Origin of the sequence: Ruegeria sp. AU67, from assembly GCF_900312795.1 — a bacterium.
GTDB classification, from domain to species: Bacteria; Pseudomonadota; Alphaproteobacteria; order Rhodobacterales; family Rhodobacteraceae; genus Ruegeria; species Ruegeria atlantica.
This window is the reverse complement of record NZ_OMPH01000040.1, coordinates 237,516-257,474: the sequence shown is the minus strand read 5'-3', so window position 1 is coordinate 257,474 and position 19,959 is coordinate 237,516. Positions and strand designations below refer to the sequence as shown.

At 57.7% G+C, this 19,959-nt stretch carries 25 protein-coding genes, 1 tRNA gene and 1 riboswitch; of the genes, 9 read left to right on the top strand and 17 right to left on the bottom strand.

Features of this window, described 5'->3' with window-relative positions:
• Window positions 1-2 precede the first annotated feature (2 nt).
• From DK510_RS20745 to DK510_RS20735, 3 genes are all read right to left on the bottom strand, one after another.
• Window positions 3-665 carry an HD domain-containing protein gene (locus DK510_RS20745; protein WP_109313718.1) on the bottom strand — a complete coding sequence of 221 codons (663 nt, stop codon included), beginning with the start codon at window positions 663-665 and terminating at the stop codon, window positions 3-5.
• Window positions 649-1,749 (bottom strand): chorismate synthase, encoded by a 1,101-nt coding sequence (aroC, locus tag DK510_RS20740; RefSeq protein ID WP_109313717.1) that lies wholly within the window; start codon window positions 1,747-1,749, stop codon window positions 649-651. Before aroC ends, DK510_RS20745 begins: the two co-directional genes overlap by 17 nt.
• A gap of 94 nt (window positions 1,750-1,843) precedes the next feature.
• Complete coding sequence (locus DK510_RS20735; RefSeq protein ID WP_109313863.1) at window positions 1,844-2,284, bottom strand: 6,7-dimethyl-8-ribityllumazine synthase; 441 nt, start codon at window positions 2,282-2,284, stop codon at window positions 1,844-1,846.
• Window positions 2,285-2,356: 72 nt separating this feature from the next.
• A riboswitch (FMN riboswitch) is annotated at window positions 2,357-2,504 on the bottom strand.
• A 53-nt stretch (window positions 2,505-2,557) separates the two neighbouring features.
• On the opposite strand from DK510_RS20735, the gene DK510_RS20730 reads away from it, so the two are divergent.
• Window positions 2,558-3,169 (top strand): FMN-binding negative transcriptional regulator, encoded by a 612-nt coding sequence (locus DK510_RS20730; RefSeq protein ID WP_109313716.1) that lies wholly within the window; start codon window positions 2,558-2,560, stop codon window positions 3,167-3,169.
• A gap of 74 nt (window positions 3,170-3,243) precedes the next feature.
• On the top strand, window positions 3,244-3,852 hold the full coding sequence (locus DK510_RS20725) for a glutathione S-transferase (RefSeq protein WP_109313715.1): 609 nt from the start codon (window positions 3,244-3,246) through the stop codon (window positions 3,850-3,852).
• Window positions 3,853-3,904: 52 nt separating this feature from the next.
• Here DK510_RS20725 and DK510_RS20720 read toward each other — a convergent pair whose 3' ends face one another.
• From DK510_RS20720 to DK510_RS20710, 3 genes are all read right to left on the bottom strand, one after another.
• Window positions 3,905-4,348, bottom strand: coding sequence for a cytochrome c family protein (locus DK510_RS20720; protein WP_109313714.1), 444 nt, complete (start codon window positions 4,346-4,348; stop codon window positions 3,905-3,907).
• 184 nt (window positions 4,349-4,532) lie between these two features.
• Window positions 4,533-5,066 (bottom strand): GNAT family N-acetyltransferase, encoded by a 534-nt coding sequence (locus tag DK510_RS20715; RefSeq protein WP_200833267.1) that lies wholly within the window; start codon window positions 5,064-5,066, stop codon window positions 4,533-4,535.
• Complete coding sequence (locus DK510_RS20710) at window positions 5,063-5,611, bottom strand: helix-turn-helix domain-containing protein (protein WP_109313713.1); 549 nt, start codon at window positions 5,609-5,611, stop codon at window positions 5,063-5,065. Before DK510_RS20710 ends, DK510_RS20715 begins: the two co-directional genes overlap by 4 nt.
• On the opposite strand from DK510_RS20710, the gene DK510_RS20705 reads away from it, so the two are divergent.
• The 4 genes from DK510_RS20705 to DK510_RS20690 all read left to right on the top strand — a co-directional run bounded on the left by DK510_RS20705 (window position 5,610) and on the right by DK510_RS20690 (window position 8,708).
• Window positions 5,610-5,825 (top strand): hypothetical protein, encoded by a 216-nt coding sequence (locus DK510_RS20705; RefSeq protein WP_109313712.1) that lies wholly within the window; start codon window positions 5,610-5,612, stop codon window positions 5,823-5,825. The two genes, DK510_RS20710 and DK510_RS20705, sit on opposite strands and share 2 nt — an antisense overlap.
• A gap of 148 nt (window positions 5,826-5,973) precedes the next feature.
• Entirely contained in the window at window positions 5,974-6,558 is a 585-nt protein-coding gene (petA, locus tag DK510_RS20700) for a ubiquinol-cytochrome c reductase iron-sulfur subunit (protein WP_058272711.1), read from the top strand.
• A 15-nt stretch (window positions 6,559-6,573) separates the two neighbouring features.
• Complete coding sequence (gene petB / locus DK510_RS20695) at window positions 6,574-7,905, top strand: cytochrome b (RefSeq protein WP_108860628.1); 1,332 nt, start codon at window positions 6,574-6,576, stop codon at window positions 7,903-7,905.
• A 17-nt stretch (window positions 7,906-7,922) separates the two neighbouring features.
• A complete protein-coding gene (locus tag DK510_RS20690; RefSeq protein WP_108860629.1) occupies window positions 7,923-8,708 on the top strand; it encodes a cytochrome c1 in 786 nt (261 codons plus the stop codon).
• Window positions 8,709-8,787: 79 nt separating this feature from the next.
• On the opposite strand, the gene mtaB is transcribed toward DK510_RS20690, so the two are convergent.
• Both mtaB and dapF read right to left on the bottom strand, forming a co-directional pair.
• Entirely contained in the window at window positions 8,788-10,044 is a 1,257-nt protein-coding gene (mtaB, locus tag DK510_RS20685) for a tRNA (N(6)-L-threonylcarbamoyladenosine(37)-C(2))-methylthiotransferase MtaB (RefSeq protein WP_109313711.1), read from the bottom strand.
• Window positions 10,041-10,883: a diaminopimelate epimerase gene (gene dapF, locus DK510_RS20680; protein WP_109313710.1), complete on the bottom strand. Its 843-nt coding sequence runs from the start codon at window positions 10,881-10,883 to the stop codon at window positions 10,041-10,043. Before dapF ends, mtaB begins: the two co-directional genes overlap by 4 nt.
• Window positions 10,884-11,093: 210 nt before the next feature.
• Between dapF and DK510_RS20675 the strand changes: the two genes are divergently transcribed.
• A tRNA-Lys gene (locus DK510_RS20675) sits at window positions 11,094-11,169 on the top strand.
• Window positions 11,170-11,173: 4 nt separating this feature from the next.
• Here the strand turns inward: DK510_RS20675 and DK510_RS20670 are convergent.
• Genes DK510_RS20670 through DK510_RS20665 form a run of 3 tightly spaced genes read right to left on the bottom strand, consistent with a single transcriptional unit; the run spans window position 11,174 to window position 12,718 of the window.
• Window positions 11,174-12,292: a tyrosine-type recombinase/integrase gene (locus DK510_RS20670; RefSeq protein ID WP_109313709.1), complete on the bottom strand. Its 1,119-nt coding sequence runs from the start codon at window positions 12,290-12,292 to the stop codon at window positions 11,174-11,176.
• A complete protein-coding gene (locus DK510_RS22880; protein ID WP_160116581.1) occupies window positions 12,289-12,462 on the bottom strand; it encodes a hypothetical protein in 174 nt (57 codons plus the stop codon). The genes DK510_RS20670 and DK510_RS22880 overlap by 4 nt, the downstream gene beginning before the upstream one ends.
• A gap of 16 nt (window positions 12,463-12,478) precedes the next feature.
• Window positions 12,479-12,718 carry a hypothetical protein gene (locus tag DK510_RS20665; RefSeq protein ID WP_109313708.1) on the bottom strand — a complete coding sequence of 80 codons (240 nt, stop codon included), beginning with the start codon at window positions 12,716-12,718 and terminating at the stop codon, window positions 12,479-12,481.
• Between the two features lie 109 nt (window positions 12,719-12,827).
• On the opposite strand from DK510_RS20665, the gene DK510_RS20660 reads away from it, so the two are divergent.
• Window positions 12,828-13,283, top strand: a complete 456-nt coding sequence (locus DK510_RS20660) for a helix-turn-helix domain-containing protein (protein WP_234999183.1) — start codon at window positions 12,828-12,830, stop codon at window positions 13,281-13,283.
• A 3-nt stretch (window positions 13,284-13,286) separates the two neighbouring features.
• Complete coding sequence (locus tag DK510_RS20655; protein WP_109313707.1) at window positions 13,287-13,598, top strand: hypothetical protein; 312 nt, start codon at window positions 13,287-13,289, stop codon at window positions 13,596-13,598.
• A 64-nt stretch (window positions 13,599-13,662) separates the two neighbouring features.
• Here the strand turns inward: DK510_RS20655 and DK510_RS20650 are convergent, their stop codons facing one another.
• The 6 genes from DK510_RS20650 to mobC form a co-directional block, all read right to left on the bottom strand.
• Entirely contained in the window at window positions 13,663-14,772 is a 1,110-nt protein-coding gene (locus DK510_RS20650) for a phospholipase D-like domain-containing protein (RefSeq protein ID WP_109313706.1), read from the bottom strand.
• Window positions 14,773-14,793: 21 nt separating this feature from the next.
• On the bottom strand, window positions 14,794-15,717 hold the full coding sequence (locus DK510_RS20645) for a site-specific DNA-methyltransferase (RefSeq protein WP_160116580.1): 924 nt from the start codon (window positions 15,715-15,717) through the stop codon (window positions 14,794-14,796).
• Complete coding sequence (locus tag DK510_RS20640; RefSeq protein WP_160116579.1) at window positions 15,695-17,584, bottom strand: N-6 DNA methylase; 1,890 nt, start codon at window positions 17,582-17,584, stop codon at window positions 15,695-15,697. The genes DK510_RS20645 and DK510_RS20640 overlap by 23 nt, the downstream gene beginning before the upstream one ends.
• A gap of 162 nt (window positions 17,585-17,746) precedes the next feature.
• Window positions 17,747-17,929, bottom strand: coding sequence for a ribbon-helix-helix domain-containing protein (locus tag DK510_RS20635; RefSeq protein WP_109313703.1), 183 nt, complete (start codon window positions 17,927-17,929; stop codon window positions 17,747-17,749).
• A gap of 140 nt (window positions 17,930-18,069) precedes the next feature.
• The gene (locus tag DK510_RS20630; RefSeq protein ID WP_109313702.1) at window positions 18,070-19,626 is read right to left on the bottom strand and encodes a relaxase/mobilization nuclease domain-containing protein; all 1,557 of its coding nucleotides are present in this window, start codon (window positions 19,624-19,626) and stop codon (window positions 18,070-18,072) included.
• On the bottom strand, window positions 19,620-19,949 hold the full coding sequence (gene mobC / locus DK510_RS20625) for a plasmid mobilization relaxosome protein MobC (RefSeq protein WP_234999182.1): 330 nt from the start codon (window positions 19,947-19,949) through the stop codon (window positions 19,620-19,622). Before mobC ends, DK510_RS20630 begins: the two co-directional genes overlap by 7 nt.
• Window positions 19,950-19,959 lie beyond the last annotated feature (10 nt).

Genomic DNA, 19,959 nt, shown 5'->3' with positions numbered 1-19,959 from the left:
GTTTACAGATTGGTCCAATCGGTCGGCAGTGGGCTGCCGATCTCTTGCGCGAACTCTTCCAGAAAGCGGATCATGCGTGTGATTCTGCGCTGTGCGATCTCTTTGCCACCCTCGGTCAGCATATCGCCAGGAAGGCCCAGTAGTTTGACCTTCCAGTGGTCGATTGAAAAATGCAGGTCGTCCAGCGGGCGGTTGGCAGCAAAGGGATCTGCCGGATCATAAAGCGACCGTCCCAAAGCACCGGAGACTGAGAAATTCCGGGCAACTCCAATCGCGCCCAGTGCGTCCAGCCTGTCGGCATCGCGCAGAATGCAGGCTTCGGGCGTTTCCGGCGTGATGTTGGCCGAAAAACTATGTGCTTCGATAGCATGTTTGATTGCGTGGATCTGACCTGCAGAATAGCCCAAGTTGATCAAAATAGACTCTGATTCTTCGGCCGATCGGCGCGATGCCAAATGGCGGTCTGGGTCGTCCTTGGACAAGTTTACCAGATCATGCAGATAAGCGGCGGCCAGCAGCACCGGCATGTCAGTCTGGTCGTTTGCAATGGCCTGCGCGTTTACCCAGACCCGGTCCAGATGGGCCAGATCATGCGCAGGGTCGGTTTCCATAAGTTGCGCAACGACGGCGCGCAGGCGTGTGCGCAGATCAGCCGATCCGTCCACGGTTCTCTCCGATCTGGCCGCGATGCAGCAGCAGGTGGTCGAGGATCACGCAAGCCATCATCGCCTCACCCACCGGAACGGCGCGGATGCCTACGCAGGGATCGTGGCGACCTTTGGTGATGATCTCGGTTTCTTCGCCGGATTTAGTGATAGTTTTGCGTGTGGTCAGGATCGAGGATGTGGGTTTGACAGCAAACCGCACAACAACGTCTTGTCCAGTCGAGATACCGCCCAAAATACCGCCCGCGTGGTTTGAGCTGTATTGCGGGCCGTTCTGGCCCATAAAAATCTCGTCCGCATTGGCTTCGCCCGTCAGTTCGGCAGCGGCCATGCCTTCGCCGATTTCGACACCTTTGACGGCGTTGATGGACATCATCGCAGCGGCCAAATCAGTGTCTAACTTGGCGTAAACCGGCGCGCCGATGCCTGCTGGGACGCCACGGGCCACAACCTCGACAATCGCACCAACCGAGTTCCCGGACTTGCGCAATTCGTCCAAGTAGTTGGCCCAGTCTTCGGCGGCTTGTGCGTCTGGGGTCCAGAACGGGTTCTGTTCGATCTGGGACCAGTCGAAATTGCCCCGGTCAATCTTGTGCGGGCCGATCTGGGTCATGTAGCCGGTGATTTGTACATTCGGGGCAATTTGCTTGATCGCTTCTCGGGCCAACCCACCAGCCGCGACACGTGAGGCAGTTTCCCGAGCCGAACTGCGCCCGCCACCGCGATAGTCGCGAATGCCGTATTTCTGCCAGTAGGTGATGTCGGCGTGACCGGGACGGAACTTGTCCATGATATCGCCGTAGTCCTTGGAGCGTTGATCGGTGTTCTCGATCATCAGCTGCACGGGCGTGCCCGTTGTCTGGCCTTCGAACACACCGGACAGAATTTTCACCTGATCGGGTTCGCGCCGCTGGGTGGTGAACTTGTTCTGACCCGGTTTGCGCTTGTCCAGCCAGTGCTGGATCATGCTCTCGTCGATCGCAACACCCGGAGGGCAGCCATCGACGGTCGCACCCAATGCGGGCCCGTGGCTTTCACCCCAGGTGGTGACGCGGAAGAGGTGGCCAAAACTGTTCATTGACATGGGGCATGCTCCTTTGCGCGTCGTGATTAGCTGGCGAGGCCCTTGGCCTCAAGCGGATTTGCGGTTGGGGCAGGGGAACCCCAACCAGCTGTGCCTATGCGGCACGCGTCAACGACGCACGCGTTTGGGTGATCTTCAGGGCCGCCTGCGCAGCCTCGCGACCCTTTTCGACAAAATGCGCGCGATAGATGGCATTGTGGTGATCGGTTTCCTGATACTGGTGCGGCGTCAGCGAGACTGACAGTACCGGAACACCGGTGTCCATACTGGCGCGCATCAACCCATCGACTACGGCTTGCGCGACGAAATCGTGCCGGTATATGCCGCCATCCACGACAAACGCCGCGCAGGCGACCGCGGCGTAGCGCCCGGTTTGGGCCAGATCGCGGGCCAGCAGCGGCATTTCGAATGCGCCGGGGACGTCGAAAACGTCAACCTGTTCGGCGGGGACAAGCTCTAGAAACCCTTCGAGAGCCTGGTCAACGATTTCGGAATGCCAGTTGGCTTTCACAAAAGCATAGCGGGTGTGTGTCATCATGATCTCCTTTCGCAACAGACACGTCACCCAAGGCGATCACGGGCAGGCGCAAGCCAGGGCCGACGCGCTGCACGTTCTCTTTCATCCGGACTATAACCGTCGGCTCTGGCATCTCACCAGATCTGCTGACACCCCGCACACCGGGGCCGCTCGCGGGCTTACGGGTCATCGCCCGCATACCGCCGGTGGGGAATTTCACCCCGCCCTGAGAACAGCCGGACCTTGCCAATGTGCGAAGGGTTCTGCAAGAGGTTTTGCAGGAGGATAGCCATGCACCCCAATCCAGCCTTCCGCGCAGAAGAGACCGAGCGCCACGTTACCTTTGCGCGTGACCGCGCGTTCGGGGTTCTTGCGGTGTCGACGGATGAAGCGCCGTTGATTAGCCACGTGCCGTTTCTGCTGTCTGAGGATGGCGCGCTGGCCGAGCTGCATCTTGTCAGATCCAACCCGATCGTCCGCATGCTGAAAGAGCCTAAACCGGCAAGAATCGCCGTCACCGGACCAGACGGATATGTATCTCCGGATTGGTACGGGATCGCCGACCAGGTTCCGACATGGAACTATGTCGCTGTGCATCTGATCGGTCAGTTAGAACAGCGGCCGCACGCGGAGTTGCTGGACCTGTTGGACCGCCAGTCCGCCTTTTATGAGGCACGCTTGCTGCCTAAACCGCCTTGGACGACCGGCAAGATGAGCCAGGACGCGTTGGATAAGATGATGCGCATGATCGTGCCGTTTCGGTTTCGCATTGACGACATTCAAGGCACCTGGAAGCTAAACCAGAACAAGCCCGATGCAGCCCGCCTGAGCGCGTCAGAACATATCGCAAACGACGGGATCGGGTCCGAGCTTGATGCTCTGCAAAAGTTGATGAGAGGGTGAGGTTGGCGCACCAATTGACGGGTTTTGTTTTGCATTGGGTGATGTAGAGTTCCGGCAATTCAGGGAGATCTCTTATGAAACTCTATTTTAGTCCCACTTCGCCCTATGTCCGTAAGGTTATGGTTTTGTTGCATGAAACAGACCAGTTGCAGGATGTCGAACTGCTGAACGTTGCAACAACACCAATTTCCCCGGCCGAGCCGCTATTGGCCAAGGCTCCGCTGACAAAGGTGCCCGCGTTAGAGCGCCCCGATGGGCCGACCCTGTTCGACAGCCGTGTTATCTGTGCATTTCTGGACGCGCGCGGGCAGGCCGGTCTTTATCAGGACGGTGCCCGGCATTGGGATGTGCTGACGCTTGAGGCGCTGGCGGATGGTATTCTGGATGCGGCGTTGCTGATCACCTATGAGGCTCGGATGCGGCCCGAAGACAAGCAATGGGAGGGCTGGGCCGATGCGCAATGGGACAAGATAGAACGCGCTTGCGCCGCGTTGAACCAGCGGTGGATGGCGCATCTGTCCGGACCGTTGGATATAGGGCAAGTCGCAGTGGCCTGCGCACTGGGCTACGTCGATTTCCGTCACGATGCGCGCGGATGGCGCAAGGGAAATGATGCGCTGGCCGCATGGTACGAGAAGTTTGTCGAACGCCCCAGCATGGCCGCAACGCAACCGCCGGCCTGATCGGGGATCAATGCGCTGGTCGCTCTGACGGCAGAACGACCAGCGACAGACATCATTCGTTGAACGTCGCCAGATAGGCCGCGATGTCATCGGCGCCCTTTTTCAGTTTGACGCTCATGTTTGGGCGCGCGGTTTCGTCATCCAGATATTCCTGGATAAATGCGATCGGGTTTTTGGAATACGTGGCGATATTCTCTTGTGTCCAGACCAGCCCTTTCTGACCGGCGCGGATCATGTCGTCGGTGAACATTCCGATGGGCAAACGTTCGCTTCCGTTCAGGTAATCTGACTCGGTTCCTGCGACGCGACCGACGACGCCGTAAAGATTCGGGCCAGTGATGCCGCCTTTGACCAGAACTTGGCCATCTTTGATGATTGCGTGGCAAGAAGAGCAGCGATTGTAGAGTTTTTCGCCTTTCGCCGGGTCACCGGCCGCTATCGCCTGAAAGGACACGGTCAGTGCGAGGATCATGGTTGGTGCAAAGAGCTTTGACATGAGAGACGTCCTGCAGAGATTGGGATTTCCCGCATTTCGATCATTTGCGTCTAAAGTTCAATCGAAATCAAACATGACTAAGCCTTTGTAAAATATCTATTTTTAACTCAGATTTTCTACATCTATATCCTGCAGAAGCGGCGCGTCTTGCTATGTCGGGTATCACCGTGAATTCGAGCTTAAGTCAAAGGTATCGGTACATATAGGTCGTCGCGTGACGGGATTCTCCGTGCGGGTCGAATGCGAAATCGGGGATGACACCTGCCGGCTTGAACCCGACAGACCTGTAAAGGGATTCCGAGACGTCTCCGGTGCGCGTGTCTAGTGTAATGAGTGTCTTCCCGGCTTCTTGTGCGGATTTCAGGGCTTCTTGCATCAGGGCCTTGCCCAAACCGCGACGTCTGGCATCGGGGTGAACGATCATCTTCGAGATTTCTGCCCGGTGGGGCTGATTTGGGGGCATGGCAAGCAACAGCTGTACCGTACCGATCATGCGACGCTGGTAAAATGCGCCAAACAAGTGCCGCGCGCCTGTTTCAATGGCGGGTTTGACGTCATCCGTCCAGAATCGCGCGGCGCTGTCATGGTCGAGCGGCATCATGAAGCTGATCGCGGCACCATCGGCAACGCTGTCAACAAGCGTGCGGCACAGGTCTGTCAGATTGTTGTCGATATCCGTCGGGTTAAGGCGGAAGACGTTGGGTGTCTGAACGGTCATGACAATGCGATCACGTAAGTGCAGGGACTATGGGTCGTTTCAAATACGGTCTCGCCAAATAAAATATACCGCAGGCAATCCCCTTGTCGAAGGTCATAAGCTTTCCTCTCGACCGTGATTTCGATCTGCCCGGACAAGACATACAGGTGATGCTCTTGCCCAGGAACTGCGGGTGCATCATAGGCGATGCGCTGCCGCGCGGTCAGGGTTCCTTCGATCAATTCAACCGAAAGGTGCCCACTGGGGGGCGAAACGCTGCGACGTTGAAACGCGCGCCCACGATCCGTCCAGAACGGCTGGTCGTGCCGCCGGACGATCGGTTGGAAACTTTGCTCCAACGGGGTAAGTAACTGAGAGATCGGTACTGCATAAACCGTTGCCAGACGGCCTAGCGTCTCGGCGGTCGGGCTGACTTCGTTTTTCTCGATCCGCGACAGGGTGGCGCGACTTAGACCGGTTCTTCCAGCCAAAGTATCGAGGGTCATGCCGTGCTGCTCTCGCAATCCACGCAAATGCGTGGCCAGTTTGTCAGAGGTGGCTTCCATGGAACTTCTCATATACGGAAATATTCCCGAATATGACGAAAAGTTCAAGATGGGCGGATCGGCATTCTGTAAAACCTTTTGGGGCTGGGTCGGTTCTGCACCGTTCTACCCGCCGAAGCGAATCGAATCACATTTGGAAAAGCCGGGGGACCGGAGTGTTTTTGCCAAAAAACAGGTCCGTATCTTGAAACTTTCGCCCCTCGTTGTGACATGAATGCCCTGTTGTGGCGCACTGCGCGCCTATGACCGCTGGACGAACCGAATTCTCCCGGATAGATAGCCGCGATGAGACGCCGCTTTGATGCGGTGCTGATGCATGTTTGCTCGGGTTACCCCCGGGCGCCGGAATCGGAGAAAACCTCGTGTCCCACGCAGAAGACCACGAAGGCACCCGCAGAGATTTCCTCTACTACGTCGCAGGCGGCGCAGGTGTCGTCGCGACGGGTGCAGCCGTATGGCCCCTGATCAATCAAATGAACCCATCGGCAGACGTTCAGGCGCTGTCCTCGATCCGCGTGGATGTGAGCGGCGTTGAGCCAGGTACGCAGCTGACCGTGAAATGGCTGGGTAAACCTGTGTTTGTCCGCCACCGCACAGGTGCCGAAATTCAAGAAGCGCAGGAACAGGACGCCGAAGGCGTTGATGCACTGCCTGATCCGCTGGCCCGCAACTCCAACCTGAACGCGGATGCTCCGGCAACCGACGCCAACCGCGTGATGCCGTCGCCCGAGGGCGAAGCGCCGGGCGCGTGGATCGTTCAGATGGGCGTATGTACGCACCTTGGCTGTGTGCCGCTGGGCGATGCTGGCGACTTTGGTGGCTGGTTCTGCCCCTGCCACGGATCGCACTACGATCTGGCCGGACGTATCCGCAAGGGTCCCGCACCTGAAAACCTGCCCGTTCCGCCCGCTGAGTGGACCGACGCCAGCACCATCAAACTCGGCTAAGGGAGACCCAAACTTATGTCCGGAATTCCCCACGATCATTACGAGCCGAAGACAAACGGCGAGAAGTGGCTGAACAGCCGCTTGCCCATCGTCGGCCTGATTTACGACACCATCATGATCCCCACCCCCAAGAACCTGAACTGGTGGTGGATCTGGGGCATCGTCCTGGCGTTCTGCCTGGCGTTGCAAATCGTCACCGGTATCGTTCTGGTGATGCACTACACCCCGCATGTCGATCTGGCCTTCGCTAGCATCGAGCACATCATGCGCAACGTGAATGGCGGCTATATGCTGCGCTACATTCACATGAACGGCGCGTCGCTGTTCTTTGTTGCGGTCTACATCCACATCTTCCGTGGCCTGTTCTACGGCTCATACAAAGCCCCGCGTGAGATCACGTGGATCATCGGTATGCTTATCTATCTGATGATGATGGGTACTGCCTTCATGGGCTATGTTCTGCCTTGGGGTCAGATGTCCTTCTGGGGTGCGACCGTGATCACCGGCCTGTTTGGCGCGATCCCGTTTGTGGGTGACGCGATCCAGACCTGGCTGCTGGGCGGACCCGCGGTGGACAATGCCACGCTGAACCGCTTCTTCTCGCTGCACTATCTGCTGCCGTTTGTTATCGCGGCTCTGGTCATCGTGCATATCTGGGCCTTCCACACCACCGGCAACAACAACCCCACAGGTGTTGAAGTTCGCCGCACGTCGAAAGCCGATGCCGAGAAAGACACGCTGCCGTTCTGGCCGTACTTTGTGATCAAGGACCTGTTCGCGCTGGCCGTGATCCTGGTCGTGTTCTGGGCCATCGTCGGCTACATGCCGAACTATCTGGGCCACCCGGACAACTACATCGAAGCCAACCCGCTGGTCACGCCTGCACACATCGTGCCCGAATGGTACTTCCTGCCGTTCTACGCGATCTTGCGCGCCTTTACCGGTGAAGTCTGGGTTGTACAATTTGCCAGCTTCATCACCGGTGGCATCGTTGACGCCAAGTTCTTTGGTGTGATTGCGATGTTCGGTGCGATCCTGGCAATGGCGCTGGCGCCCTGGCTGGACACGTCGACCGTACGTTCGGGCAAATACCGCCCGATGTTCAAATGGTGGTTCTACCTGCTGATCATCGACTTCTTTGCCCTGATGTGGCTGGGTGCGATGCCCGCGGAAGAGCCCTATGCGACCTTCTCGCTGATCGCGTCCGCCTACTGGTTCGCCTATTTTTTCGTGATCCTGCCGATCCTGGGTGTCATCGAAAAACCGCTGCCACAGCCAGAGACCATCGAAGAAGACTTCAACGCGCATTATGGCAAGGCTGACGCCGACGCCACGCCGGCCGAGTAAGAAGAGGGACCGGAAACATGTTCAAGAAACTTGCAATCGGTGCCGCGTTTGCTTTGGCCCTTACCCCTGCTGCGTCCTTCGCAGCAGGTGGGGGCGAGCAGCACATCGAAGACTTCCACTTCTCGTTCGAAGGCCCCTTTGGCACCTGGGATCAAAACCAGCTGCAGCGCGGGCTTCAGATCTATACCGAGGTCTGCGCAGCCTGCCACGGCCTGCGCTATGTGCCTCTGCGTGATCTCGAAGCGCTGGGCTATTCGGAAGAAGAAGTCATCGCCTATTCGGCAGACAACTTCGAAGTGTTCGATCCCGAGCTGGACGATTTCCGTCCGGCAATCCCGACCGACCACTTCCCGGTCAATGACGGTGTTGGCGCACCGGACCTGAGCCTGATGGCCAAGGCCCGCGCCGGCTTCCACGGGCCTTATGGTCTGGGGATCAACCAGTTCTTCAAAGGCATGGGTGGTGCGGAATACATCGCCTCGCTGCTGGACGGCTATACCGGTGAAGAGAAAGAAGAGGCAGGCACCATCCTGTATGAGAACAAAGCCTTCCCCGGAGGCTGGATCTCGATGGCGCCCCCGCTGTCCGAAGATCAGGTTGAATTCGCCGATGGCCACCCGGCCACTGTTGAAGCCTTGTCCGAAGACATCGCAGCCTTCCTGATGTGGACTGCCGAGCCAAAAATGATGGAGCGCAAATACTCGGGCTTCGTCGGCGTGCTGTTCCTGTCGCTGTTGTCGGTGCTTCTGTATCTTGTCAACAAGCGCCTCTGGGCAGGCGTGAAAGGCAAGAAACGAGACTGAGTTTCACAGCCCCGCAATGTTTGAACCCCCGCGCTGCCGGCTGCGGGGGTTTTTTTGTTGCAATCGGGTAGGGGCCGGATCAGGCTTGTAGTTGCGTGCCGGTGGCGCTTGTGATTGTTGCCTTCACGATTTGCCCTTCGGGCCGTGGTGCCTCAAAAGCGACCTCGGTGAATTGTTCGGTGCGGCCCATATGCGAGTTTTCCATCAGGATGTGATGAGTTTTGCCGATTTGGGCTTGCAGATGCTGTGTGACCTGCGCCTCACCGGCCGCGCGCAGGCGGGCGGCGCGGTCCTTGATGATGTTCCCATTCACCTGCTGCGGAATGCGGGCGGCCGGGGTGCCTTCGCGCTTGGAATATGGAAAAACGTGCAACCAGGTCAGATCGCAATCTGTCACCAGTTTCAGCGAGTTTTCGAAATGATTATCCGTTTCGGTCGGGAACCCAGCGATGATATCGGCGCCAAAGGTCATCTCGGGGCGCAGCTTGCGGGCTTCTTCGGTGAACCGGATGGCGTCATCGCGCAGATGGCGGCGTTTCATCCGTTTCAGGATCAGGTCGTCGCCATGTTGCAGGGACAGGTGCAGATGCGGCATCAGGCGCGGTTCGGTCGCGATGGCCTGCATCAGGTTCTCATCCACTTCGATCGAGTCGATGGAACTGATCCGCAGGCGTGGCAAGTCAGGCACCAGTTTGAGGATACGCATGACCAGATCGCCCAGCTTGGGTTGCGCAGGCAGGTCGGCGCCCCATGAGGTCAGATCAACGCCGGTCAGTACAACCTCGTTATAGCCCCGATCCACCAACCGCTTGATCTGATCCACAACAACACCTGCAGGGACACTGCGGGAGTTCCCACGGCCATAGGGAATAATGCAGAAAGTGCAGCGATGGTCACAGCCGTTCTGAACCTGTACATAGGCGCGTGAGCGGGTGCCAAAACCGTCGATCAGGTGGCCTGCGGTTTCGGTGACGGACATGATGTCGTCGACCTGCACGGCTTCGGTCTGGCCTATAAAGTCCGCCGCCATGCCTTTCCATGTCTCGGGCTGCATTTTTTCAGTATTGCCAATGACCGCGTCGACCTCATCCATTTGGGCAAAGGTGTCAGGCTCGGTCTGGGCCGCGCAGCCTGTCACGATCAGCCGCGCGTTAGGGTTTTCCCGCCGTAGCTTGCGAATCTCTTGCCGGGCTTTGCGCACCGCTTCTGCCGTGACGGCGCAGGTGTTCACGATCACCGCGTCGGTGAGCCCGGCCTGCGCTGACAGCTCTTTCATCGCCTCGGTTTCATAGGCGTTCAGGCGGCAGCCCAGGGTGGTGAACTTCGGCGCGCTCATTCCAGTGATTCCAGAAATTCAGGTGTCAAAGTGCCCGAGAACACGTGACAAGTGGGCCCGGTCATCCAAACGCCATCGTCGCGCCAGTCGATCCAGATCGTCCCGCCGTCCAGCTCAATTTGTACTTTGCGCTCGGTCAGGCCGCGACGCGCAGCAGCAACGGCTGTGGCGCATGAGGATGACCCCGAAGCCAGGGTGATGCCCACGCCACGCTCCCACACGCGCATGCGGATGTGGTCCGGTCCAATGATCTGCGCAATTTGGACATTGGTTCGTTCAGGATAGAGTGGATGGTTCTCGTAACGCGAACCGAACTCGGTCAGAGGGATGGCTTCGGCATCGTCGACAAAAAAAGTGCAATGCGGATTGCCCATCCCGGTGGCCGTCGGAGCCCCCTCAATGGGCAGTTCCAGCGTGTCGACCTCCTCAGACAACGGAACCTCGTTCCAGTTTAGTTGGGGGTGTCCCATATTCACTGAGGTCAGGCCGTCCCCGGCGTCCTTGGCGTAAAGGGTGCCGCGTTCGGTCGTCAGTGTCAGGTCGGATCTATCCGATTCCTCCATCAGGAAACGGGCGATGCAACGGGTGGCATTTCCACATGCTGCCGAGGTAGATCCATCTGAATTGTAGAACACCAGATGCGCGTCCGACCTGCCGTTTTCGATCACGGCAAGCTGATCGAATCCGACCCCGAATTGACGGTGCCCGATTCCCTGCGCAAGTGCCGGACTAATCCGCGTTGCAGACGCGCGCGCGTCCACAATGACAAAGTCATTGCCCAGCCCGTGCATCTTCATGAAGGGCAAACCAGTGTTCTGTAATCCTTGCATGGCGCGCATATAACCCTGCGCCTGAAAGGAATCCACCCTGCGACGCAGATTCCTTAAAAAAGGGGTTGACCACCCAGCGCCACCTGCCTAATTAGGCCGCCTATCGGGTCGCCGGAAACACTGATTACTCTGGCGATACGAGGTGCAAATAAGGTCTTGAACCCGGTCGGGAAAATGACTTAAAGAGCGCCACGGATCGACAAGATCCAGCAAAAGAGTGGGCCGTTAGCTCAGTTGGTAGAGCAACTGACTTTTAATCAGTGGGTCGCAGGTTCGAATCCTGCACGGCTCACCACTTCTCATAAATTATCCTTTCCCTGCTTGGGGTTGGTGTCGGATTTGACGAACCTCTTGGGAAGGTTCGCCAAATTGCGCTCGCCATTGGGGCGGGCGATCAGTTTCTCGATTGCGGAATCGGCCATGCCTTCGCGTCCAGCGGCCTCGGTGTAGCGCTGCACGAGGGCCAGTGTTTTGTGTCCTGTGACCGCGCCGATCTCGTGTGCGGTTGCCCCAGCCTCGGCCAAGCGCCGCGCGCAGGCCTTACGAAGGCCGTGGGCGGAACACTGGGGCAGATTGGCGTCCTCGGTCCAACGCTGCATGAGATTACCCAGCCCACCTGCTGAACGCATGGTGCCTTTCTGGGTGGCCAGGAAAGGCCGGTCCTTCGGCAGCTTGTCCAGAACCTCGGCCAGGTCCGGGTGGATCGGCACGGAAACCAGCACGCCGCCAGACCGCTGTGTCTTCTGCCGCCGGTACTCGATCTTGCCATTGCGGACGTTCTTCGGACCCAGCTTCACCGCATCCACCCGCGCCGCGCCGGTGTAGAGCATCAACGTCACCGCAGTATGGGCCAACGTGCCCGGCTTGTGGGCCTTGAAGAACTGCGCCAGCTCGTCCTCGTCCCAGGTATGGAAGCCGTCACCGCCCACGCGAAACGGCTTCGTCGCCCGCGCTGGGTTGTCGCCTCGCCAATCCAGTGTGATCGCGAAATCCATCAACTGGATCAGCCGCTTGCGCAGGTTGTTCGCGGCAGTTGGGGTCTCCGCTTTCTCGGCCAAGATCGTCTGCACATGCCGTCGCTGCATTGGCCGCACCGGCTTGTCGCCGTGCTCCTCCCGGAACTTCTCGACGATCCCGCGATAGACCTTCTGCGTGCTGTGCGCGAGATCGAGGAACTCGGGTGAGCGATACCAGAGCGCCACAAGCTGACTGACGCTGTAGGGCTTGGTCCGGTCCGCCCCGATCAGCCCGCGCGTCTTGTGCCCGTTCACCGCGTCCTCATAACGACGGACGAAATCCTCCGACCCGTAGTCGCTCCCCAGTTCTGCTGAAAATCCACCCTTCCGAAACCGCCACCGCCGCTTCCCGTGCCGGTCGAAATAGGCCGTCGCGCCGGGAAACTGCTTGCGGCGTTTCACGGGCGATCCCACGGGTTAATGACCTCGTCGGTCTGCTTCTCGGTGCTATAGATCACAACCTTGCCGTCGCGGCTGATCTCGGACCTGACGACCGGAATACCCGCGTCCCGGTACGCCTTGAGGTATCGTGTCAATTCGCTCTGCGTCAGCGTCGCGCGGGGCATGGCCATGTGGTGCTCCTTTCCGTCAGAGGCTATGGTGCTGCGGCTCGCCCAAGGGCAAGCGCGGCTGGTCGCCGTCGGGGCGTTTCACCCTGGTCGCGTTCTTCTGGAACCGCTCCCAGCCGCTCATGGTCAGAAGCTTGGTTTTCGCGGAAATCTCGACGAACTCCAGCCGTCCATCGTTCATCAACGCGCGAACTTGCGCGGCGCTCAGTCCGACGAGATCACCCAGCTCTTTCGGTGAAAGCAGTTTTTCCTGTGCCAAAACCCTCTCCTTTTCGTAAGGTAGCGCGAATCGGATTGAATGTGCTCGCGCGGGGTGGTCCGATAACAAAACACAACGAATAACGTTCATTTGTGCGTATAGCATCCATATGGACGCAACTGCAAGTGGATTGCTGTCGAAAATGGCGGATCGTCCCTATGACTACCTGAGCGCCTTGGGCGCGCGCATCGCGATTGCGCGCAACGAGTTGGGTATGTCGCAGGCTAAACTGGCTGAAGCGCTCGGAATCTCGTTACGCGCCTACCAGAGCTATGAGCTGGGTAAGCGCTCGATCCCGGTCGAGGCGTTGGTCGAGATGCACCGAAAGTTCGATGTTGACCTGAATTGGATTTTGTTGGGAGTTGAAGCAGTACGTATGAAACATGACATCGCCGCCCTTGAGGAGTTCGAGGTCGCGCTGGACAAGTACCTGTCCGACAGCGGCACAAAGCTGAAAAGCGAAAAGCGCGGGGCGATTGCCGCGCGTTGGTACCGGTCCTTTCTGGAAGGGAAGGAAATCGCCATGGACGACGTCCACACCTGGATCGAACTGTTGAGAGAGTAGCGAATGGACATGAGACAACCCGAGGCGTGGCAACGCCATCAACTGGCGTCAACCGAGCGGATGCAGGCTGACCTTGGCCGCTACACGCGCCCGGTGATGAGCATCATGGCAACCTGCTCCCTGGTCTACCTGATGACCTGGGGGCCACTCTACGCGTTCTGGGAAGTAGACAACATGCCTTGGATTCCGCTTCTGGCCGCGGCCTTCTCCGGCGTTGTAGTCGCAATGACCTTTCCGGCCTTCGCCTTGGCAGTTGGGATTGAAAGCTACTTCTACCGTCGCCTGTGTTCGTCACAGGCCAAACCAGTCAAATAGGCCAAATACGTGATGCTTCAGGCCGTTGGGTGAGTAGTACGAGTAGACGACGTCGCCCGGATGGCTAGATGTATCTCCACCATGTAGCTCGTTCCTTGTCGCTGATACTCATTTGCGTGGATTCATTCTTGAACCCGTCTTCCAGCGTCGCCTTGATCTGATTTCCTTTCGGGCTGCCAACGTCATGAACCTCATAGGTAACGGTGCCGCCACTTTTTTCGAACCTGGCGTAAGGATCGTCGAAGTCCTTCAATTCGGGGATTTCTAGCTTGATCGTGTTCTGCTTATTGTGCGCTTTTGCAGGGTTCAAGCCATGCACTGTACCTGATTGAACGCTCTCGACTTGCGTGATGTCTTTGAAGAACTTGTCGGCCACGCGAAACGGAATTTGGGTTTGCGTCCCTCGTGCCTTGCGCAGTCGCATCAACACAGTAGTGCCTGAGGGATCGGCCTCATGCGACTCACTTGCATTGGTACCGACGGGGGGAGCTGGTTTCTTCTTCGGCTTCTTTGCGGCAATTTTTGGCGGGGCGTAAGTGCGTGACCCGAAAAGCTTTTCGGTAGCAGAACCATCTGATTTCTTTTTGCTTTTTCTTTGTGGGGGTCGAATATTTGCTTCTTTTTTGATGTAGCCGTTGTCCAGAAGCTTCGACAAAAGCGGCTTGTCCAGCTTCAAGGCAAAGCCAGAACTCGTGTCCCGCCACGATGCCATAGCGTCGAGAGCGCTCTCAATGACATCGTCGGTCAGCGCCGTGTCGAGCTGTAACCCGGCCTCGACGTTGGAATATAGGCCTGAAGCGGTCATGTTGTTTGAGCCGACGATCAAACGTGCCTCTTCGACATTTCGAAACAGATAAACCTTTGGATGAAAAACACTTCCAGCTTCATTGTGATAGACGAAAGTTTCGCTTGTTCCATGGTCTTCGAGTTTAACTAGCGCTTTCAGGCCTTCAAACGACGTATTGTGAAGATCAATGCCAACAATGAACCTTAGATGCCCGCCGCTTTTAAGAAACTTGATAAGGCTATCTTCCAAGTGGGAGACGCCCGAGGCTCTCACCCAGGCGACAGCTACATCCAAAGAGTCCCAATACGTCTCGATCCCTGTGACTTCTTGGATTTGCTTCAGAAGCTCAGTACCGAACCGGATAGCAAGCGGTTGGTTATAAAACATTTCTCACCCAGACTGATTTGACTACACCAACGGTAGATGTGTTTCTGGTTCTTCGTCGATAGGCAAATACGGTACTGTCAGCTGGATTCCGTCCATCAGATCAGAGTAATTCTTTGCTTTCGGCCCTTTAGACTTGGTTTTGCTAGGCTTCGAGAAGATTAGGACATATTCGTGCACGTTCTTGAACAAAAAGTTTGGGGGGTAGGGATAGCTGCCAAAAATCGGGCGCTGAGCACCAAACGATCCCCACTTTCCTCCAGTGCCATCTTTTGACCAGATGACCTCGTTCACCATCACGAAGCCCACACTTCGCAAGAGCACTGCGAAATCCGTCGCCAGGGGAAACGTCAACAGACCGTGATCAGTGTGCTGATTCACATTGGCGGTCACCACACACATCTTTCGACCAGGTTGGAGCACTCGATAGCATTCTTCAAACACGGGACGAATTCCGTCCAAGAATTCGCGATAGTTCTGAATGTTACCCAGATTGTCAGGACCATCACCATAGTCGGCCTTGTCCCAATAGGGCGGACTTGTCACGACGAGTCCAATGCTATCGTTGGCAACTGCGTCCATGTTTCGGCTGTCGCCGTGAATCGTATCTAAGGGAACGAAGTCATCTTCATGCCCGTTCCTCAAAGCAGAGCATTCCTTCTTAATGATCTCGACGTATGCAGGGTTCTGTTCAACACAAACAGCTCGCCGGCCGAGGGGGATCGCGGCTTTGGCGGTCGTGCCGGTACCCGCAAACGGGTCGAGAACGGTCTCCCCATAAAAGCTGAAAAGCTTTGTGAGCCGATGGGGAATTTCAGTAGGAAAGGCTGCCGGATGGTCTTTATGCGCTTTGTTCGCAATGGACCAAACTGTTTTCGTGTACTCGCGCCACTCCTCTTTGGTCAGTCGGCTTTTTTCTTTAATTTCAGGCGGCACGCGTTTTGTCATAGGCTTCTTCCCTGTGGTTCTTGAGGTGGTCCGGCTCAAAGAGCCGGGCTTCTGTTGCGATTTCATGGTAGATTGCCAACTCTCGAGCGAGGCGAGCTTCTTGCCCCAACGATTGGAGCAAAACCGCGTCAATCTCGCTCTTGATTTCCGGAGCTGAGCTAGCAGAAAAGGTGTATGAGACCTTTCCTCGGTTGACGCTTCGATTGGGTGCTCGCTGTACTGCTTCCCATAGTTCTTCGCCTAGGTTTGCCAACTGCCCAAGGGTTGAGGAGGCGAAGGCTGATTGTCCGACAGGTATCTTTTGCAGCGTCGCTCGGTTTACGTGGAATCCATCCCCGTGAACATGCCACCACCAAAACACCAAATTGCTTGAAAGAAGAGCATATCCAGCCTTCGCATCTTCTACAGAGCAGAATGACAGCCTGATTAGTGGGTTAGTTGAAAGAACCTCTTCGTCGCCCTTCGCGTGAGAAAATGGACGTGCAATACCCAAAAAGTTATATGCCGTTGGTGCAACAAAGACCTCATGTTCGGCACCGCCAGGGACTTCCCGGAGCGTGGACCTGCCCCATTCCTTAACGATGTGCGACAGGATAAGAGGGTGCTGCGAAAGATCTGCAAGCAAACGGGACTGCATCGTACCATTGATTTTCGGGATTCCTGGGCGAATACCGACTTCCAATTTCGTGTATTCAATAGCCTCCAGCATCCGTTGGCGATCTTGGCCACGCCATTTCCTCAGAGGGCCGGAGTAGACCGACTTGGCGTTTTGTCGCTTTTCCCACAAAATGATCGTGTTCCGCGTTTTGACGTCTTCACCAAACAGAGCATGAGGTTGACGATCAAAATGTGCGAACCTCCAGATGCCGCTCTGGCGCTCAATTAGGTGTCGACACGTGGAAAACTGCCTACCGGAGTTGCACGCGACAGATAGTGGCACCACCAAAGCGCCATGCGCCCGGGAGCCAGCGAGACGCGTCATCTGTTCAATAAAGACGGGGTACAAATCGGCTGTTCGCGTAGGGTTCGCTGCAACAGTTTCGAATCTGTGCGCCAATTCATGCCAGTCATTTCTTGAGCCGAATCTAGCGTAAGGGGGGTTCCCCAAGATGACATCAAATCCCTCGGCGGCAGACGGAAAGACTTCGGAAACTTCCTTTCTGCCTTCCGACTTTGAGGCACATCCATCTGGGTCAATTGACAACGTGTCGATGTGTACAAGGTTCCGTCGCAGCCTGCTCCATGCCTCGAATGGTGAACTTTCGGCTTCAAGCGCTGCGTCTAAACAGTCAACAAGAATGACCGTGGCAGCTCCGTCCAATGCAATCGGGTCAATATCGCACCCAAAAAGGGTGTCACACGCCAAGTGAAAGGTATTGCTAGACGGAGTTCTTTTCACCAATTCAACCAAAGCGGCTCGCAGAAACACACCGGTCCCGACAGCCGGATCGAGGACTTTGGGGGCGCTTTCCAAGGTGCAATCTGAAAAGGCTGAACGCGCCATGAAGGACGCCACGTCTGGAGGTGTGTAGAAAACACCAGCGGTTTTCTTCGCAGTACGTGCGGTATTTGTCGAAGGATCGCGCATCACACTCAGCCGCGAGCCGGGTCCGTGCACCTCAAGGATGTAAGGTAGTAGCTCGTAGACACCTGGCGAATTGGCGATGCATTCCAAGTCAGACCGAATTTCAGCGTCCAGCTTCCGCCAAAATGACTGGCGTGTTGTGCTTAGTCGTATGTCCAGGAACCAACTTAATGCGTACTCGATCCCCAGACCTTGGTTCCTGCCGCGATCAGCTGATGCAGCAAACCAGGCCGAAAGACAGAGCCAGGATGCTCTTTCGACATCCCCAGAGACCTCCTTCATTAACCGGTCCGGAAGCATCGCTATGTCACCATCCAATGCAACGCGTACGCGAGAAACTGCCGCCCTGGCGTGCCGGGCGACACTTTCAACAGCGCTCGAAAGCACGTAGCCGCGTCTTGGAACCCCATGTTGAGATTCTTGATGGTCAATAGTTCGTCGCATTTAGCTGCTTTCCAATCGAGTGCGCGACTTCCTGATCAGGTGTGTCTGGCCTTCGCTTTCCAAGTAATTCGAAATAGCTGCGCGAATGACCCATGCTAGAGACACACGGTTCTGCTCGGCTATGGCCTCAAGTTCGGTAATATCGCTCTCATCCAACATCGCAGTAACGCGGCGCTTTCCCATTGTTAGAGTTCTCCCTTGCCGGTGCCGGGCGTGACATGAGGTTCTTCAAATTGCATCACTTTGAACACAAGCGCTACAACATTTTGTATTAATTTTCGGTAAAATTCGCTAGATGGTGTCCAACGTGCTACATCTCACACTCAATGCGTCAGCCCCCTATCCATCTCGCGCTCCCGTACCTCTAGCTCTGTCTCAGCCTCTCTTCGGCGGCCTTCGCTAAGGTCAAGCTCTCGTTCAACCTCGCGTCCAGCGCGTTGTAGGTGGCCTCTTCGCTCAGCAAGCCACGCAACGCCTGCATTGACGCGATCTGCGAGCGTATGAGCAGCGTCGCGCAGCCCGCGATACCATCCAACTGGGCTTGCAGCCTCTTCGTCGAGCGCGCTTCCAAGCCGCTCAATTCCGCGGCTGAGGTTTCGCAGGCCGTCACCAACCGCTCGACGCAGGCGAGCAAGTCGCGCTCCAAGGCTGTCAGGGGCGTCGTCATTCATCTCTCCTCGATCTTGATGCAGATGACCGGCGTCCCGGCCAGCGTGCAGGTCTTCAGCTCGGTCCTGTCCGGGTCCAGCGTCAGCCAGGTCTGTTCCCCCTGCTCGATCCGCGTCAGGCCCAGCTCCGCCATCTCCGAGCGTGTCAGCAGGGCCGTCCAGAACCAACTCGCGGCCATCATCGAGGCGATCCCCGTCACGATCAGACCCGAGATCACCCAGGGCGAGATCGTCAGCCAGTGCCTGATCTGTTCGGTCCGCGTCTCGAACAAGCTCCTGTTCTCGTTCAGGAAGCGGCGCGTATCGCTCTCGATGGTACGCCGCGCGGCGCTCGCAATACCCGTCAAATCGGTCCTGAAGCTCTCCAGCTGGGATGCCATCGAGGCGGCGTAGTCCTGGCGTATCGTGTCCAGCTCCGCGTTCAGTTTCTCGCTTAGCCGGGTCGGCTTGCCAGTCTTCATGGAAAATCTCTCCTTTCAGGCGCCAGCGTTCGCCGGTCTTGGGGTCCTGGGCGGTCAGGTAGGCCTTGCCCACGCGGGGCAGGTCGAAGCCCGCATCGGCCAGGGCGTCGACCATGCTGGCGCGATCCTCGATCAGACCCATCGATATCTGATCGAGGATCCAGGCATGCAGCTCGTCGCGGCCATAGGCGCGGGTCGGGGCCTCGATGGTGTCGCGCACCTCTTGCGCGCGCTCCAGCTCCATAGGGTCAGCCCAGCCGTGGCGCTGGTTCATGAGGTCGCGCAAGGAATCGAAGGCGTCCTGGTAGCCCGGTGGCGCGATGTTCAAGCTGCGCCCGGTGGTCAGCTCCAGGCGCGGAGTGCAGAAGTGCAGCTCGACGCGGTCCTCGTGGCTGTGCCGGACCCAGAGCATGTCGTATTGCTCGCCGTCCAGCCCTGCGAAGGCCAGCTCTTCGAAGGCGTCCATGACCTCGGCCTGCTGCGCCTCGCTGGGTGCGTCCTCACGGGCAAAGCTGATCACGCCCGCGCGGTAGGTCCACTGGTGGCGGCTGGCGTCGATCAGCGCCTCTGTGCGGCTTGGGTCGCCTCGCAGGACCTCAGGCAAGGGATCGCGCGTTACGGTCAGAGGCTGGCCGTCAGCGTCGCGGACCAGATCGCGGTTGCCGTCATAGGCCAGCACGCGCTCCGCCACGAGGTAGCCGACCGGCCCTGCGCCCGCGCCTTTGCCGTTGGGGAAGAACTTGATCAGCACCGCCGCGCCTCATCAAGGAGCGCGGCAAGCTGGCGTTCGATCACAACGAGGCGGCGCGCGAGGGTCAGGCTGTCGAGGTCGGTGCGGCCCACCAGCATCGCCCGGTTCAGCCAGCGCGCGATCTGGTTGAGGTTGCCGCCGATGCGCCCCATGGCCAGCACAAGTGCCGGATCGACGCGCGGCACAGGCTTGCGTCTGCGCGCCTCCGTCAGGCCTAGCGCCTCGCGCAAGAGCGTCGCGGCGGGCAGGCCAGCGGCCTCTGCCTTGGCGCGCAGCTCGGCCTTCTCGTTGGCTGTGCAGCGAAAGACGAAGGTCTCCGTCAATGGCTCCTTC

Bases quoted from the DNA above. Each gene is read 5' to 3' on its own strand.
- aroC (WP_109313717.1), bottom strand. From the start codon at position 1,749: ATGTCAATGAACAGTTTTGGCCACCTCTTCCGCGTCACCACCTGGGGT.
- DK510_RS20735 (WP_109313863.1), bottom strand. From the start codon at position 2,284: ATGACACACACCCGCTATGCTTTTGTGAAAGCCAACTGGCATTCCGAA.
- DK510_RS20730 (WP_109313716.1), top strand. From the start codon at position 2,558: ATGCACCCCAATCCAGCCTTCCGCGCAGAAGAGACCGAGCGCCACGTT.
- DK510_RS20725 (WP_109313715.1), top strand. From the start codon at position 3,244: ATGAAACTCTATTTTAGTCCCACTTCGCCCTATGTCCGTAAGGTTATG.
- DK510_RS20720 (WP_109313714.1), bottom strand. From the start codon at position 4,348: ATGTCAAAGCTCTTTGCACCAACCATGATCCTCGCACTGACCGTGTCC.
- DK510_RS20715 (WP_200833267.1), bottom strand. From the start codon at position 5,066: ATGACCGTTCAGACACCCAACGTCTTCCGCCTTAACCCGACGGATATC.
- DK510_RS20705 (WP_109313712.1), top strand. From the start codon at position 5,610: ATGGAACTTCTCATATACGGAAATATTCCCGAATATGACGAAAAGTTC.
- DK510_RS20710 (WP_109313713.1), bottom strand. From the start codon at position 5,611: ATGGAAGCCACCTCTGACAAACTGGCCACGCATTTGCGTGGATTGCGA.
- petB (WP_108860628.1), top strand. From the start codon at position 6,574: ATGTCCGGAATTCCCCACGATCATTACGAGCCGAAGACAAACGGCGAG.
- DK510_RS20690 (WP_108860629.1), top strand. From the start codon at position 7,923: ATGTTCAAGAAACTTGCAATCGGTGCCGCGTTTGCTTTGGCCCTTACC.
- mtaB (WP_109313711.1), bottom strand. From the start codon at position 10,044: ATGAGCGCGCCGAAGTTCACCACCCTGGGCTGCCGCCTGAACGCCTAT.
- dapF (WP_109313710.1), bottom strand. From the start codon at position 10,883: ATGCGCGCCATGCAAGGATTACAGAACACTGGTTTGCCCTTCATGAAG.
- DK510_RS22880 (WP_160116581.1), bottom strand. From the start codon at position 12,462: ATGGCCATGCCCCGCGCGACGCTGACGCAGAGCGAATTGACACGATAC.
- DK510_RS20660 (WP_234999183.1), top strand. From the start codon at position 12,828: ATGGACGCAACTGCAAGTGGATTGCTGTCGAAAATGGCGGATCGTCCC.
- DK510_RS20655 (WP_109313707.1), top strand. From the start codon at position 13,287: ATGGACATGAGACAACCCGAGGCGTGGCAACGCCATCAACTGGCGTCA.
- DK510_RS20650 (WP_109313706.1), bottom strand. From the start codon at position 14,772: ATGTTTTATAACCAACCGCTTGCTATCCGGTTCGGTACTGAGCTTCTG.
- DK510_RS20645 (WP_160116580.1), bottom strand. From the start codon at position 15,717: ATGACAAAACGCGTGCCGCCTGAAATTAAAGAAAAAAGCCGACTGACC.
- DK510_RS20640 (WP_160116579.1), bottom strand. From the start codon at position 17,584: ATGAAGGAGGTCTCTGGGGATGTCGAAAGAGCATCCTGGCTCTGTCTT.
- DK510_RS20635 (WP_109313703.1), bottom strand. From the start codon at position 17,929: ATGGGAAAGCGCCGCGTTACTGCGATGTTGGATGAGAGCGATATTACC.